The organism is Rathayibacter sp. RFBD1, from assembly GCF_002932915.1.
GTDB lineage: Bacteria > Actinomycetota > Actinomycetes > Actinomycetales > Microbacteriaceae > Rathayibacter.
The window spans coordinates 1-14790 of the sequence record NZ_PSWQ01000027.1; the positions used below are offsets into that span (position 1 = coordinate 1).

Below are 14790 nucleotides of genomic sequence, written 5' to 3' on the forward strand. Positions count from 1 at the left end.
GGGCGGCGGCGGGGTCGCCGCTAGCGCACCACGGGGATGGCGGCGGTGGGCGGGACGATGGCCTGGGTGGCGGCCTGGATGGCCGTGATCGCGACGGTGTTGACGATGTCCTGCACGAGCGCGCCGCGCGAGAGGTCGTTGACCGGCTTGCGCAGACCCTGGAGGACCGGTCCGATGGCGACGGCGCCGGCCGAGCGCTGCACGGCCTTGTAGGTGTTGTTGCCCGTGTTGAGGTCGGGGAAGATGAACACCGTCGCGCGCCCGGCGACCTGGGAGCCGGGCATCTTCGAGGCCGCGACCGCCGCGTCGGCCGCCGCGTCGTACTGGATCGGGCCCTCGACGAGCAGGTCGGGCCGGCGCTCGCGCACCAGCGCCGTCGCCGCGCGGACCTTCTCGACGTCGGCGCCGGCTCCGCTCTCGCCGGTGGAGTAGGAGAGCATCGCGATGCGGGGGTCGATCCCGAACTGCTGGGCGGTCTCGGCGGACGAGATCGCGATGTCGGCGAGCTGCGCCTCGGTGGGGTCGGGGTTCACCGCGCAGTCGCCGTAGACCAGCACGCGGTCGGCGAGCGCCATCAGGAACACGCTCGAGACGACGGAGACGCCCGGGCTCGTCTTGATGATCTCGAAGCCGGGGCGGATGGTGTGCGCGGTCGTGTGCGCGGCTCCCGAGACCATCCCGTCGGCCAGGCCGAGCTGCACCATCATCGTGCCGAAGTAGGAGACGTCCGTGACGGTGTCGTAGGCGTGGTCGTAGGTGATGCCCTTGTGCGCGCGGATGCGGGCGTACTCCTCGGCGAAGCGCGCACGGTGCTCGGGGTCGAGGGTGCTCAGCACGCGCGCGCCGTCGAGGTCGAGGCCGAGGCCCGCCGCACGGGCGCGGATCTCGGCCTCCTCGCCGAGGATCGTGAGCCGGGCGATGCCGCGCTTGAGCACGGTCGCGGCGGCGCGGAGGATCCGGTCGTCGCCGCCCTCGGGCAGGACGATGTGGCGGTCGGCGATGCGCGCGCGCTCGATCAGCCCGTACTCGAACATCAGCGGCGTGACGACCTCGGACCGGCCGACGTCGAGGAGGGTGAGCAGCTCGACCGCGTCGACCGCCTCCTGGAAGAGGGCGAGGGAGGTGTCGCGCTTGCGCGGGGAGTCGGCCGCCAGGCGGCCGCGGGCCGCAGTGACGCGGACGGCGGTGTCGTAGGTGCCGAGCTCGGTCATCACGATCGGCACGCGGCTGTCGACGCCCTCGATCAGCCGGACGATCGGCTCCGGCAGCTCGAAGCCGCCGTTGAGGATGATGCCGGTGACGGTGGGGAACGTACCGGAGGCGTACGCCATGATCACGGCGAGGACGACCTCGGGCCGGTCGCCGGGGACGATCACGACGCCGCCCTCGGTGAGCCGCGGCAGGACGTTCACCATGGACATGCCGGCGATCACCACGCCGAGCGCCTCCCGGCCGAGCAGCTCCGGATCGCCCGCGACGACGACGCCGTCGACCGCCTCGACCAGGCGGGACAGGCTCGGAGCGACGAGGAACGGATCCTCGCGGATCGCCCAGACCGGGACGGTGGCGGGGATGCTCTCGCGGATCGCGGCGACGGCGTCGGCGGCGGTGTCGGGATCGGCGCGGTTCGCGATCACTCCGATGAGGCTCGCGTGGGCCGTGCGCAGCTCGACCGAGGCGAGCTCCGTGATCTGGCGCATCTCCTCCGGCGTGCGCGCGGGCGCCTGGCCCAGCTGCTCGCTGCGGGACGAGTCCCGGCCGGTGAGGACGAGCAGGACCGGAGCGCCGAGGTTGGCGGCGATGCGGGCGTTGTAGCCGAGCTCGGTGGGGCTGCCGACGTCCGTGTAGTCGGAGCCGAGGATGACGACGGCGTCGCACCGGGCCTCGACGCCCTTGTACCGCTCGACGATCCGCGAGAGCGCCGCCTCGCCGTCGGCGTGGACGTCCTCGTAGGTGACGCCGATGCAGTCCTCGTAGGCGAGGCCCGAGTCGGAGTGGCCGAGCAGCATCTCGAGCACGTAGTCCGGCTCGGAGGTGGAGCGGGCGATCGGGCGGAACACGCCGACCCGCTGCACCTGGCTGCTGAGCGCATCGAGGACGCCGAGGGCGACCGTGGACTTGCCCGAATGACCTTCGGCGGACGAGATGTAGATGCTCTGAACCATCGGATCCAGCCTACCGAGGGGGTCCCTCCGCCTGGCTGAGTAGAGGCCAGGGATGGGAGGGCGTGCATGGCGCGCGGCTGTGGAGGAGCGTCCGCAGTCGGTAGGGCCTCGTAGCGGCTGTGCGGCGGTCCATCGGCGGAGCAGGCGGGCCGGTTAACGGAAGAAGACCCCCCGCGCACCCGCCAGAGCCCGGTTACCCTTGCTGCGTTTCCGCCCTGGGGGAGTTGGCCTGGATGGCGCCACGCGGGGAGCCGGGTGACAGTCTAACCGACGACGGCGGCCGAGGAGAGCGGGGCGTGTCGGGGTCGTGGTCAGCGGGAGCCTCCGACACCGGCTAGTATCGATGAGTCGCGGCTCAGGTCGTGCCAGGAGGATTCGCCTAGTGGCCTATGGCGCACGCTTGGAAAGCGTGTTGGGTGAAAGCCCTCGGGGGTTCGAATCCCCCATCCTCCGCGAACGGTGTCCGTTGCTCTCGCCAGCACGGGCACCGTTTTGTTTAACCGGTGCGGCCGATCGTCGGAGCCCGGTCGACCGGTGGAGGCGTCGATCGGAGCGGCCCACTCACGCAGCGCCGGGTTCGCCCTGCCGGGGCACACCCGGCTGCAGCCGACGACGTCGCGCCGAGCAGGCGCCGCCGATCGTTCGGCGCGCGCCGGGCGTGCGGGATCAGCCGTAGAGGTGGTTCGTCCGCGCGCAGGAGTCGGAGCAGAAAGCACCACGGCGGGCGACGAGCGGGGCCGAGCAGGCGGCGCAGACGGGGCGGAAGAAGAGTTCGGCTATGGATCGCGACATGGTCCGACCGTAGGTGCCGGTCCCGGATCGTGCCCGTCGCCATCCGTATTACGACAACGCGGACGACAGGGCGGCGATACGGGCCCTCCGGCGACGCCGGCCGTCAGTCGGCGATGCGCTCGAGCCATTCGTCGAGCAGGAGCCGCTCCCCCGCGCTGAGGGGCTCGATCTGCGGCAGCGCCGTCCGCAGGGCGACGGCGTGCGCGACGACCGCACGGGCGGCGGGATCGGTGGGGCCCGCCTCCGCCGTGGTGATCGCCGCGAGGACGGACTCGCGCGAGCGGGACGAGAGCTCGTCGTCGGGGTCGGCGAGGGCGGTCAGCGTGAGGGTGCAGCCGAGCGCGGCCGACTGGAGCAGGCGGGAGGCCCGCTCGACGTCGACGGTGAGGCGGCCGGCTTCGGCGACGGCCCGGACCGCGTCGAGGAGGACGCCGCGGGACAGGCGCGCCGCCTCCGACTCCTCCCCCGGCCGCGCGGTGAACATCAGCGCGTAGAGGTGCGGTTCGGCGAGTCCGAAGGCGACGTGGTGATCCCAGGCGGCACGGAGCGCGTCGACCGGGTCGGCCGGCGCCTCGCTCCGCTCGAAGTCGGCGAGGGCCGTGGCGAATCCGGCTGCCGCGGCCGAGTCGAGCAGCCCGCGCAGGTCGCCGAACGTCCGGTAGATCGTAGGGGCCTGCACCCCCGCCGCCGCGCTGATCGCCCGCGTCGACACCGCGTCCCGCCCGCCGTCCGCCAGCAGCTCGACCGTCGCTCGGAGGATCCGCTCCCGCGTCGTCCCGCTCTCACTCATGCTACCGACGCTAACACGATTCCGTTAGCGCCTCGTCTCCCCGAGCGGCCCGGGTCGCGTCAGCGCCGTCGGGCGGTCCCGAAGATCCCGCGGACCACCTCGCGCAGCAGCGTCCTGCCGGCGCTCGAGCCCAGCACCTCCTCGACGACCGTCTTGTCGCGGCGGGTGGTGCGGGTCCCGCGGGAGGTCGGTGCCGTGCGCCGTCGGGAGCGCTCGGCGGCCTGGTCGGCGGCGCGCTCGGCGGCGGCCCGCTCCTTCGCGCGGCGGGCGGCGTCCGCGGTCTCCTCCTTGGCGCGACGCGCGTCCTCCTTCGCGCGGCGGGCGTCGTCGGCGGCCTGCTGCTCGGCGGCGGCGCGGGCCTCCTCGGCGTCGGCGGCGGCGTCGAGCCGGCGGGTGAGGATCTCGCGGGCGGAGTCGCGGTCGAGGGGCGTGCCGTAGCGCGCGAGGAGCGGGGACCTCTGGACGCTCGCCTCGCGGTCGGCCTCGGGGGTGGGCTTCATCGAGCCGAGCGGGGCGCGGAGACGCGTCCAGGCGACCGGGGTCGGGGCGCCGCGCTCGTTCATGACCGTCACGATCGCCTCGCCGATGGGGAGCGCCTGGAGGACCTCGCCGAGGTCGTAGTCGCTCTCGGGGTAGGTCGAGACGGTGGCGCGGAGGGCCTTGGCGTCGTCCGGCGTGTGCGCGCGGAGCTGGTGCTGCACGCGGGAGCCGAGCTGGGCGAGGACGTCGCCCGGCACGTCCTTCGGGGTCTGCGTGACGAAGACGATGCCGACGCCCTTGGAGCGGATGAGGCGCACGGTCTGGGTGATCGCGGCGAGGAAGTCCTTCGACGCGTCGCGGAAGAGCAGGTGCGCCTCGTCGAAGAAGAACACCAGCTTCGGCTTGTCGAGGTCGCCGACCTCCGGCAGGTCGTTGAAGAGGTCGGCGAGCAGCCACATCAGGAAGGTGGAGAACAGAGCCGGTCGGTCGGCGACTCCGGGGACCTCGAGGAGGCTGACGACGCCGCGCCCGTCGGCGGCGAGGCGGAGGAACTCGGCCGTGTCGATCTCGGGCTCGCCGAAGAACACGTCGGCGCCCTGGTCGGCGAACGCGATCAGCTCGCGGAGGATCACGCCGGCGGTCGCCTTGGACAGCCCGCCGAGCTCGGCGAGCTCCGCCTTGCCCTCGTCGCCGACGAGGTAGGTGAGCACGGCGCGGAGGTCGGACAGGTCGACGAGCGGGAGACCGGCGCTCTCGGCGTGGTGGAAGACGAGGCCGAGGCTCGACTCCTGCGTGTGGTTGAGGCCGAGCACCTTCGCGAGCAGCAGCGCGCCGAATCCCGTCACGGTGGCGCGGACGGGGACGCCGATGCCGATGCCGCCGAGCGCGAAGTACTCGGCGGGGGCCGCCTCCGCCCGCCAGTCCTGGCCGATGCCGCGGGTGCGGGCGAGCAGCGCGTCGGTCGCGGTGCCCGGAGTGGCGAGGCCGGAGAGGTCGCCCTTGATGTCCGCAGCGAAGACGGGGACGCCGTGGGCCGAGAGCTGCTCGGCGAGGACCTGCAGCGTCTTCGTCTTGCCGGTGCCGGTCGCGCCGACGACGAGGCCGTGCCGGTTGAGCATGCCGAGCGGGATGCGGACGGGCACGTCGATCCGCGCGTCGCCGTTGACGAGGGCGCCGAGCTCGAGGGCCGGGCCGGTGAACGCGTACCCGGCGCGCACGGCGTCGACGGCGCTCTCGGGGAGCGGGCCGGTGGCCGGGGCGGGCGCCGAGGGGGCGGGCGGAGCAGGTGCATCCGGAGCGATCGGACCGGAAGCGACGGCGTCCGGAGCGACGGCGTCCGGGGCAACGGGAGCAGCGGACTGCTCCGCTCCGCTCCCCGACGCCGCCACCAGCCGCACGTCGTCCGCGACGGCCTCCGCCTCCTCCGGGCCGGCCGCCGCGTTCAGCGCCGCGGCCGCCGCCTCCGCTCGCGCCAGGGCCTCGGCGGCCTCCGCCTGCAGTCGGCGGGCGGCCTCCAGGGCCGCGCGCGCCTCGTCCCTCGCCGAGGCGAGCCCGTCGTCGTCACTCATGGGCTCAGCCTAGGTCGGCGGCGCCGGTCAGTCCTCGCGGACGTGCCAGGACTGTCCGTACCCGCCGTCGGCCTCGGGGCGGGCCATCAGCTCGAGGAACGGGTCGGCGCTGAACGCCTCCGGCCCGAGCACTCCGGCGCCGGTCCACACGCCGGTCGCGAGGAGCTCGAGGGCGACCACCGGGTTGAGCGCCGTCTGCCAGACCACGCACTGGGTGCCGTACTCGGCCATCGTCCACTCGTTGTCGCTCACGTGGTAGAGGTACACCTCGCGGCGGGCGCCGTCCTTCGTGCCCGAGACGAAGAGGCCGGCGCAGGTCCTGCCCGTCATCCGCGGGCCGATGCCGGCGGGGTCGGGCAGGGCGGCGGCGACGACGTCGCGCGGCGAGACCTCGACGGGACCGCCGGCCGAGCGGACCCGCAAGGGCTCGGTGCTGTCGAGGCCGAGGAGGTGGAGGGTGCGCAGGACGCCGATGAACTGCTCGCCGAGGCCGTACTTGAAGGTGACCTTCTTCGCGTCGAGCCAGCGCGGCATCAGCAGCACCTCCTCGTGCTCGACGTTCACGCACTCGACCGGGCCGATGCCCTCGGGGAACTCGAACACCTCCGGCTCCGAGAAGGGGGCGGTGGTGTACCAGCCGCGGTCGCGCTCGAACACCACCGGCGGGTTCAGGCACTCCTCGATCGTGGTCCAGATGGAGAAGGACGGAGCGAAGATCTCGCGGCCGTCCGCGTCGTGCACGACGAGGTTCGCGCCGTCGCGCACTCCGAGCTCGTCGATCTCGTCGAAGAGGTGGTCGGAGGCGTAGCGGGCGAAGACGTCGGAGAGTCCCGGCTCCACGCCCATGCCCACCAGGGCGAGGCGGCCGCGGGAGGACCACTCCTCCGCCGCGGCGAACTGCTCGTCGCCGAGCTTGAGCCCCGTCAGCTCGTGGGGCCGCTCGGGGTGCGGGAGCGAGAGGCTCATCGCCATGTCGAGGTAGTCGGCCTCGGCGGCGAGCGCTCCGGCGAAGATCGTCGGGACGAAGCGCGGCTCGACGGCGTTCATCACGTGGGTCGCCCCGTGCGCGCGGGCGACGGTCTCGACGTTCTCGGCGTCGGAGGCGTCGATCCGCGCGGCGACGAAGCGGTCGTCGGCACCGTGCCGGTCCGCGATCCAGGCGACCGTGCGCTCGGCGCGAGCGAGGTCGTAGTCGCAGACGATGATCTGCTCGAAGAAGGAGCGGCGCGCGGCGATCTTCGCGAAGGCGTCGCCGACGCCGCCGGCGCCGACCAGGAGGATTCTCATGGGGACACCGTAGCGACGGATCGCGTCGTCCACCATGCCGAGCACCGACGGAATCGGAGCGGAGCGCGCCTTCCGGCCACCGGATCCGTCACAGGGCGGCCCGCTCCCCCCGCTCGAGCAGGCGGAGGAAGCCGGAGAGGTGCCCGAGGCCGGTCAGCGAGGTCGGGAGCGAGGCGGCGAGCGCCGGCGAGTGCACCAGGTAGGCCACCCACTTCGCGCGCGAGACCGCGACGTTCAGGCGGTTGGGCAGGAGGAGGAACTCCATTCCGCGCGGGACGTCGGCCCCGGAGGACGCGGCGAGCGACACGATGGCGACCACCGCCTCCCTGCCCTGGAAGAGGTCGACCGTGCCGACCGGCGTCTCCTCGAGGCCCGCGGCGTCGAGGGCGGTGCGGAGGAGCCCGCCCTGGGCGTTGTAGGGCGCGACGACGATGACGTCGGCCGCGGTCAGCGTCCGCTCGCCGTGCTCGTCGGTCCAGGCGCGGCCGACGAGGGAGAGGGCGATCTCGACGACGCGCCTCGCCTCGTCCGGCGAGGAGGTGGTGTCGCCCGCGTGCTCGACCGGGACGGAGTGCACGCCCGGCTCGACCCCCTCGAGGTGGCGCACCTGCGGCGCCCGCGACCGCAGCGCGCCCTCGTAGGAGAGCTCGGAGACGGCGTCGGAGAGCGCCGGGTGCATCCGGTGGGTCTGCGCGAGGAAGTAGCCGTACTCGGGCGGGAGGACGTCGTGCCCGTCGGCGAGCCAGCCGAGCGCCGACTCGTCGACCGGCTCCGGGTGCGCGCCCTGGCTCACCTGGGGCAGCTGCTGCGGATCGCCGAGCAGGAGCAGCCGCTGGGCGGAGACGGCCGACGCGATCGTCGGGGCGAGCGAGAACTGCCCGGCCTCGTCGACCACCAGGAGGTCGAGCGAGCGGCGCGGCACGGTGACCGGATTCGCGAAGGTCCAGGCGGTGCCGCCGATGACGCAGCCGCCGCCCTCCTCGAGGACCGCGGTGAGTGCCGCCGCGTTCTTCACCGGCGCCCAGGGCGTCGCCTCGAGCGCCTCGGGCGGCGTGCCGTTCTTGGGCACCTTCGCTACGCGGGAGGGATCGACGCCGCGGCCGACGACGGCGCTCAGCACGTTCTCGACCACCGAGTGCGATTGGCCGACCACGCCGATGCGCCAGCCGTGCTCGTTCACCAGCCGGGCGATCACGTGGGAGCCGACGTAGGTCTTCCCGGTGCCGGGCGGACCCTGCACCGCGAGGGTCGCCCGGTCGAGTCCGAGCAGAGTGGTGACGACCGCGCCGATCACGTCGTCGCCCTGCACAGGAGCGACGGCTCCGGGCGGCACGCGGCGGAGGACGTCGAGCGCCGGGTCGGCCAGCATCGCGGGCAGCGCGTCGAGGACCTCGCCGCCCCACTCCGCGATCGCCTCGGGCTGGGGCGCGGCGCGCGGCGGCGGCGCGGGGGCGAGGGCGACCGGAGCGTCGTCGTGCGGATCCTCCCCCGCCTTCAGGCCCTCCTTGAGGAGCAGGACGATCCGCTCCCCGTCGTCGTCGACCGCGAGGATCTCGGAGCGCTCGGAGGCGCCGCGCAGACCGGGACCGGGCGAGGGCGCACCAGGGGGCGCCGGGGCCTCGTAGACCAGGTACGGCGACGAGCCGGTGCCGAGCCGGCTGCCGGGAGCGAGCCGGCCGAGGATCCGCAGCTCGCGCGACTGCGTGCGGGCGCGCGGGAGCTTCGCCCAGTCGCGGACGACCTCGACCCGGTCGATCATCACGACGTCGCGGGTGTCCGCCCACTCGTCCAGCGGCTGCCGGAGGCGGTCGAAGTGCTCCTGCCAGAAGGTCTTGGCCTCGCGGCGGTGGTAGTCGATCGCCGCGCCGGCGAGGGCGAGCGCGGTCTGGTCGGCGGTGCGCTCCCGCGGCTCGATCCCCTCGACCTGCGCCAGCAGGGCGACCGCGACCGGGTGCGGCTCGCGGGGCACGGGGATCTCGACCTCGAGCAGCGGCGGCAGCTCCTCGCGCGGCGGAGCGAGCTCCAGGAGCCAGTCGCGCAGGCGGAGCGTGGAGCGGCAGTCGTAGGCGTTGTACTCGGCGACGAGGTCGAGCCCGCGCTGCCCCTCGGCAGGATCGGCCCTCTGTGCGGCGCGCGCCTCCACGTACATCTCGATGCTGTCGGCGGCGTTCGTGACGCCGGACGCGTCCCGCTCCTCCTCGCCCATGTAGAGCGGCTCCAGCTTCTTGAGCGAGTAGCTGCGCGAGCCCACGCGGAGCGCCCGCCGCACCACCGGGTACAGGTCGACCAGGACGCCGTCGCGCAGGAGCGCGTCGACCTCCTCCTCGCCGACCCCGTGGCGGAGCGCGAGCGAGAGCAGGTGGCTGCGCTCGTAGGAGGCGTAGTGGTAGACGTGCATCCGGGGGTGCTCGGCCCGGCGCGCCCGCAGGAGCGCGAGGAAGTCGAGGAGCGCCCGGCGCTCGGCCGCGAGGTCGTGCGCCCAGAGCGCGGTGAAGCGCTCCTGGTCGTCGACCATGCCGAAGAGGTAGTCGAGGCCCCACTCGCGGTTGTCCTCGGTGTAGAGCGGGTCGCCCTCGAAGTCGAAGAAGAGGTCCCCCGGATCGGGCGCGGGCAGCCCGGCGAGCACGGAGGCGTCGATCACCTCGACGGCCGGCACCGGCGAGGACTCCGACCGCAGCTGCAGCCGCGCCTGGGCGCGCAGGCCCTCGAGCGTGCCCGCGCCCAGGCCGGGGACGGGGCCGTCGTGCTCGGCGAGGGCGTCGAGGGTGAGGACGCCGGCCGCCGTGAGCTTCGCCCGCTGGTCGAGCCGCATCCCGGCGACGAGGATCGGATCGCGGTGCGCCTGGACCTCGGGCGCGCAGACCGAGCAGCGTCCGCAGGAGGGGTAGCGCGGATCGCCCCACTCCAGCGGCTCGTCGGCGGCGAGGCGCTCGTCGAGCACGGCGCGGAGCCGGGCGCGCTGCACGCGCTGGACCGGGGCGACGACGGCCAGCTCGTGGCTGGTGACGGAGCCGTCGCCGAGCACGAGGTGCACCTGCTCCCCCACGCGGATGCCGCGCGCCTGCATCTGCTCGGCGTAGGCGGCGAGCTGCAGCAGCGCCGGGATCTTCGCGTGCCGGGCGAGCTTGGTGTCGTAGACCTCGTAGGCGCCGTCTGCGGTGCGGAGGAGGAAGTCCGAGAAGCCCAGGAACTCGCCGTCGAAGAAGGTGGCCTGGTAGAGCACGTCCACCCCGGCGCGCATCGCCTCGACGGCCGCCTCGGCCGCCGCGGGGTAGCCGGCGGGCTCGGGGCGCTCGAACTCGAGCACCTCGTGCGTGCGCTTCAGCTCGGCGAGGAAGCGGTGCTCGTGCTCGTCGCCGAGTACCGCGGTGCGCTCGAGCATCCCGTCCCTCTCGGCCTCGAGGCGCGGGGCGCGGCCCAGCAGGGCGTCGAACCGGCGGAGGACCGCCCACTCGCAGGACGCCCAGTTCGACAGGTCGGTGGGGCTCGTGACCACGCGGCCGGACTCCAGGTACACGCGACTCCTTCCGCGATCACCGGGCGGCGATCGGCTCCAGGCTAGGGCGCCCCTCCGACACTCGTGCGGCTGCGGCCACCACCCGCGCCGCGCCGTCTCCGCGTGGCAGGCTGGGCCGATGACCCGCGCTCGCTTCGAGATCATCCCGGCCGACGACATCGGCGAGCGCGCCGCACGGGCGTTCCCGGACCCCTCCGCGGTGACGCTGACCGTGACCAGCCTGCCGAAGCACGGGACCGGGCGGACCGTGGACTGCGCGGTCGCGCTGGCCGGGCGCGGGTTCCGCGTGGTACCCCACCTGGCGGCGCGGAACGTCGAGGGCCGCGCCGCACTCGAGCGGGTCCTCGAGCGGATGGGCGAGGCGGGGATCGACGAGGCGTTCGTGATCTCGGGCGACGCGTCCTCGGCGGCCGGCACCTACTCCACGAGCCTCGAGCTCATCCGCGACGCCCGGGAGATCTCACCCGGGCTGGCCCTGGACATCGCAGGCTATCCCGAGGGCCACCCGCACCTCTCCGACGAGAGCATCGAGCGGCACCTGCGCGAGCGCGCTCCGTTCATCCGCTCGATCGTCACGCAGATGTGCTTCGACGTCGACGCGGTGGTCCGCTACGCCGACCGGCTCCGCGAGACGGGGATCACGGCCGATCTGTGGGCGGGGGTGCCGGGGCCGGTCGAGCGCTCGCGGCTGCTGACGCTGGGCGCGCGGATCGGAGTGGGCTCCTCGCTCGGCTTCCTGAAGCGGAGCACCTCGGTGGCCGGCGGGCTCCTCCGCGGACGCCGCTTCGACCCGTCCGCGTTCGTCGCGCGCCTGGAAGCGGCGGCGGGCGACCGCCTCGCGGGCCTGCACGTCTACACCTTCAACGAGCTCGACTCGCTCGCCGCCTTCGGCTGATCGGCGAGCCTCCGCGCTCCTCGGGCGCCGATACTGAGGGTCTCGAAGCCCTCGCGCGAAGAGAACTGCGCCGGTCAGGTGGTGCGGCGGATCCAGATCGGCGGGTGCGGGAGCTCGGCCTCGGTGCGCAGGCGGCCGGCGAGCGGAGCCCAGACCACGAGCGCCACGCCGATCCCGAGCAGCAGGCCGCCGACGGTGTCGCTCAGCCAGTGGGCGCCGAGGTAGGTGCGGCTCGCCATCATCGCCACGGTGTAGAGGAAGCCCGCGATCCAGACCCACAGAAGCGGGAACACCAGGGCCAGCACCATCGCCGTCGTCGCCGCGTTGGCGGTGTGGCCGGACGGGAAGGAGCCGTAGTCGCTGGTGACGAGCATGTCGGCCGGGCGGGCGCGTCCCACCAGCTCCTTGACGAGCTGAGTGGCGCCCACGCTGACCAGCGCGGCGATCGCGTAGTAGAGCGCCGCCCACCGCCTGCGGAACACCAGCAGCACGGCGACGATGCCGAGCGGGATGAGCGTCGTGCCGACGAGCCCCGCTCCGACCGTGTTCATGACAAGGGCCGGGATGTCCCAGACCGGCGAGCGGTGCTCGACGATCTCGTCCATCCACTCCACGTCGAAGCGGAAGGCCGAGGTGGGGCGGAAGGCGATCAGCACGGCGAGCAGCACCGTGAGCAGGATCGCGAGCGACGCGGAGATCAGCGGCCAGCGGCGGGAGACCCGGTGGGCCGCCTCCTTCGTCAGCAGCCGGGCGGCGACGTCGTCGGACGGCACCTGCTCGCGCATCCGCGCACGCTGGACGGCGTCGGGGCGCGCGATTCCGGGCTCGGTCGACAGGCGGTCGTCGCGGTGATCCATCCGGACATGATGCCGTCACCCGGCGTTCCCCCGCTGGGGGTTGCGGGGCGGCGCGGCCGACCGATCGGAAGACCGGCGTCCGCGCGGCGGGGTTCATGACAGGGTTCGAGCGGCCTTGCGGATCAGGGGCCTTCCCCCGCGGGGGTTCGCGGCGCGGCTCAGCCGGCCGCGCGGGCCAGGCGGGCGGCGCGGAGGGCGTCGAGCCGGGTCGGCTCGGAGGAGCGCGCGAGGAGCCGCGCGGCGACGGCGCTCACGCGGGAGTCGTCCGAGGCGGAGGCCCGCTCGAGGGCGGCGGCCGCGTCGGGACCGGTGATCGAGCCGAGCGCCATCACGGCCGAGACCGCGAGCGCGGAGTCGTCGCTGCCGGCGGCCCCGTCCAGCGCGTCGACGGCAGGACGCGCGTCGTCGCCCAGGTAGCCGAGCGCGGCGGCGGCGTGACGCCGGACCGGCGCGGACCCCTCGCGGAGAGCCTGCTCCAGACCGGGGACGGCCGCGGCGCCGAAGGAGGCGAGGACGTCGGTGAGCACGTTCTGCGCCTCCGCGTCGTCGTCGCCGAGCAGGCCGAGCAGGACCGGCAGGGCGCGCTCGTCGCCGAGGCGGCCCAGCGCGAAGCGGGCCTTCGCGGCGACGGCGGGCTCGGAGTCGGCGGCCAGCGGGGCGATGTCGTCGAGCGTCGCCGGGTCGAGGATCTTGCTGAGCACGTGCAGCGCCTGCGTGCGCACCCGGGGCTCGCGGCCGAGCGCCTCGCGGGCGACGGGGACGGCGGCGGAGCCGAGGCGGCCGAGCGACCAGGTGAGCACGTCGCGGACGAAGAAGTCCGGCTCCTCCCACAGGTGCGCGGCGAGGGGCTCGGCGGTGGCGGGCTCGGCGAGCTCGCCCAGGGTCATCGCCGCACGGAGGCGGACGTCGCGGTCGGGGTCGGAGAGCTCGGCGAGCAGGGCGGAGGAGTCGCGGGAGGACATGGGAGGGGACTGTAGCAGCGGCGCTCGGGAGCGGATCCAGCGAGGGCCCGAACACCCGGGAGGAGCTGCAGGAGCGGGGCGTGCCGGACCGCCGGGACCCGGAGCCGAGCGCTCAGTCCTGCAGCGCCGGGACGCTCCTCGGCCGGACGATCAGCCAGAGCGCCAGGATCGACACGGTCGCCGTCGCCATCATCACCACGGCCATCGGCACGGCCGAGCCGGCGCCGAAGACCCCCGAGATCGGCGACAGCAGTCCGGCGGTGCCGAAGTTGACCGCTCCGAGCAGCGACGCGGCCGTCCCCGCCTCCCGGCCGTGGTTGACCAGGCCGAGGACCTGCACGCACGGGAAGCTGAAGCCGCAGGACGCGATGAAGAACCACAGCGGGACGAGCGTGCCCCAGAGCCCCAGCCCGAGCACGTCGAAGAGGGCGATCAGGCCGGCGGAGGTGAACAGCGTCAGCGTCGTGATCGCGAGGATCCACTGCGGCCCGATCCTCCGGCTGAGGTAGGAGGACGCCTGCACGCCGAGGACGACGCCGAGCGAGTTCACGGCGAAGAGCAGCCCGTACTGCTGCGCGTCGAATCCGTAGAGGCCCTGGAACAGGAACGAGGAGCTGGAGAGGTAGGTGAACAGGCCGGCGAAGGTCATGCCCCCGATCACCGCCACTCCGAGGAACACGCGGTCGCTGAGGACGGCCCGGTAGCGCTGCACGAGCGAGCGGTGCTCGCGCTCGTGGCGGGCGGCGCGGGGCCGGGTCTCGACGACGAGCAGGCCGACGGCCGCGACGACCAGCACGCCGTAGGCGGCGAGGAAGACGAAGATCCCGCGCCAGTCCATGATCAGCAGCAGCTGGGAGCCGATGACCGGCGCGAGCACGGGCGCGAGGCCCGACACCAGGGCGAGCCGGGACAGCATGCGCACCAGCGGGCGTCCGCCGAAGAGGTCGCGGACCATCGCCATCGCGACCACGCCGCCCGCCGCCGCGCCGGCTCCCATCAGGAAGCGGAAGACGCCGAGGGTGACGATCTCGGGGGCGAGCGCCGCGCCGACGCAGGCCAGCACGTGCAGAGAGGTAGCCAGGAGGATCGGCAGGCGCCGGCCGACCGCGTCGCTCCAGGGGCCCACGACCAGCTGGCCGAGCGCGAAGCCGAGGGTCGTGCCGGTGAGGGTCAGCTGGACCGCCGCCTCCGACACGTTCAGCTCGCTCTGCAGCGCGGGGAACGCCGGCAGGTAGAGGTCGATCGTGAACGGCCCGAGGGCGGTCAGCGAGCCGAGGACGATCACGTAGACGAGGCGCTGGCGGGCCGTCAGGGCGTCGCCCGGGTGGCGGTGCACCGGGAGGGAGGCGGTCGGAGTCGAGGCGGGAGTGGACACGGAGTGCCTTCCTGCGCAGGGCGCAGCGGGGTGGGAGGGAGGGGTGCGGCCGGTGTCGTCCTCGGCTCGGGAGCGGACCTCGTCGGCTCCACGCCGCTCGGT

General features: G+C 74.0%; 10 protein-coding genes, 1 tRNA gene and 1 other RNA gene. 2 read left to right on the forward strand and 10 right to left on the reverse strand.

Annotated elements, in window-relative coordinates; all coding sequences use genetic code 11:
* Positions 1 to 20: 20 nt before the first annotated feature.
* Together pta and ffs are read right to left on the reverse strand one after the other, a co-directional pair.
* A complete protein-coding gene (gene pta, locus C5D50_RS15515; RefSeq protein WP_104227473.1) occupies positions 21 to 2165 on the reverse strand; it encodes a phosphate acetyltransferase in 2145 nt (714 codons plus the stop codon).
* Positions 2166 to 2324: 159 nt separating this feature from the next.
* An RNA gene (ffs, locus tag C5D50_RS15520) (signal recognition particle sRNA small type) lies at positions 2325 to 2421 on the reverse strand.
* Positions 2422 to 2533: 112 nt separating this feature from the next.
* Here ffs and C5D50_RS15525 point away from each other — a divergent pair.
* Positions 2534 to 2618: transfer RNA gene (locus tag C5D50_RS15525), tRNA-Ser, on the forward strand.
* Between the two features lie 213 nt (positions 2619 to 2831).
* Here C5D50_RS15525 and C5D50_RS16900 read toward each other — a convergent pair.
* From C5D50_RS16900 to C5D50_RS15545, 5 genes are all read right to left on the reverse strand, one after another.
* Positions 2832 to 2957, reverse strand: a complete 126-nt coding sequence (locus tag C5D50_RS16900) for a hypothetical protein (protein ID WP_258060618.1) — start codon at positions 2955 to 2957, stop codon at positions 2832 to 2834.
* Between the two features lie 103 nt (positions 2958 to 3060).
* Positions 3061 to 3747 (reverse strand): TetR/AcrR family transcriptional regulator, encoded by a 687-nt coding sequence (locus C5D50_RS15530; protein ID WP_104227474.1) that lies wholly within the window; start codon positions 3745 to 3747, stop codon positions 3061 to 3063.
* 59 nt (positions 3748 to 3806) lie between these two features.
* Positions 3807 to 5795 carry a helicase HerA-like domain-containing protein gene (locus C5D50_RS15535; protein ID WP_104289032.1) on the reverse strand — a complete coding sequence of 663 codons (1989 nt, stop codon included), beginning with the start codon at positions 5793 to 5795 and terminating at the stop codon, positions 3807 to 3809.
* A gap of 27 nt (positions 5796 to 5822) precedes the next feature.
* A complete protein-coding gene (locus C5D50_RS15540; protein ID WP_104248316.1) occupies positions 5823 to 7082 on the reverse strand; it encodes a saccharopine dehydrogenase family protein in 1260 nt (419 codons plus the stop codon).
* A gap of 88 nt (positions 7083 to 7170) precedes the next feature.
* Positions 7171 to 10599, reverse strand: a complete 3429-nt coding sequence (locus tag C5D50_RS15545; protein WP_104283909.1) for a bifunctional RecB family nuclease/DEAD/DEAH box helicase — start codon at positions 10597 to 10599, stop codon at positions 7171 to 7173.
* Between the two features lie 118 nt (positions 10600 to 10717).
* Here C5D50_RS15545 and C5D50_RS15550 point away from each other — a divergent pair, with 118 nt between their 5' ends.
* The gene (locus C5D50_RS15550; protein ID WP_104251307.1) at positions 10718 to 11494 is read left to right on the forward strand and encodes a methylenetetrahydrofolate reductase; all 777 of its coding nucleotides are present in this window, start codon (positions 10718 to 10720) and stop codon (positions 11492 to 11494) included.
* A gap of 74 nt (positions 11495 to 11568) precedes the next feature.
* Here C5D50_RS15550 and C5D50_RS15555 read toward each other — a convergent pair whose 3' ends face one another.
* The 3 genes from C5D50_RS15555 to C5D50_RS15565 form a co-directional block, all read right to left on the reverse strand.
* Positions 11569 to 12351: a phosphatase PAP2 family protein gene (locus C5D50_RS15555; protein WP_244229597.1), complete on the reverse strand. Its 783-nt coding sequence runs from the start codon at positions 12349 to 12351 to the stop codon at positions 11569 to 11571.
* 158 nt (positions 12352 to 12509) lie between these two features.
* Positions 12510 to 13313 carry a HEAT repeat domain-containing protein gene (locus tag C5D50_RS15560; RefSeq protein ID WP_104234526.1) on the reverse strand — a complete coding sequence of 268 codons (804 nt, stop codon included), beginning with the start codon at positions 13311 to 13313 and terminating at the stop codon, positions 12510 to 12512.
* A 112-nt stretch (positions 13314 to 13425) separates the two neighbouring features.
* A complete protein-coding gene (locus C5D50_RS15565; protein ID WP_104258263.1) occupies positions 13426 to 14688 on the reverse strand; it encodes a multidrug effflux MFS transporter in 1263 nt (420 codons plus the stop codon).
* Positions 14689 to 14790: the final 102 nt, after the last annotated feature.

Coding starts and splice junctions, on each gene's coding strand:
- C5D50_RS15530 (WP_104227474.1), bottom strand. CDS start 3,747: ATGAGTGAGAGCGGGACGACGCGGGAGCGGATCCTCCGAGCGACGGTC.
- C5D50_RS15560 (WP_104234526.1), bottom strand. CDS start 13,313: ATGTCCTCCCGCGACTCCTCCGCCCTGCTCGCCGAGCTCTCCGACCCC.
- C5D50_RS15535 (WP_104289032.1), bottom strand. CDS start 5,795: ATGAGTGACGACGACGGGCTCGCCTCGGCGAGGGACGAGGCGCGCGCG.
- C5D50_RS15555 (WP_244229597.1), bottom strand. CDS start 12,351: ATGGATCACCGCGACGACCGCCTGTCGACCGAGCCCGGAATCGCGCGC.
- C5D50_RS15550 (WP_104251307.1), top strand. CDS start 10,718: ATGACCCGCGCTCGCTTCGAGATCATCCCGGCCGACGACATCGGCGAG.
- pta (WP_104227473.1), bottom strand. CDS start 2,165: ATGGTTCAGAGCATCTACATCTCGTCCGCCGAAGGTCATTCGGGCAAG.
- C5D50_RS16900 (WP_258060618.1), bottom strand. CDS start 2,957: ATGTCGCGATCCATAGCCGAACTCTTCTTCCGCCCCGTCTGCGCCGCC.
- C5D50_RS15540 (WP_104248316.1), bottom strand. CDS start 7,082: ATGAGAATCCTCCTGGTCGGCGCCGGCGGCGTCGGCGACGCCTTCGCG.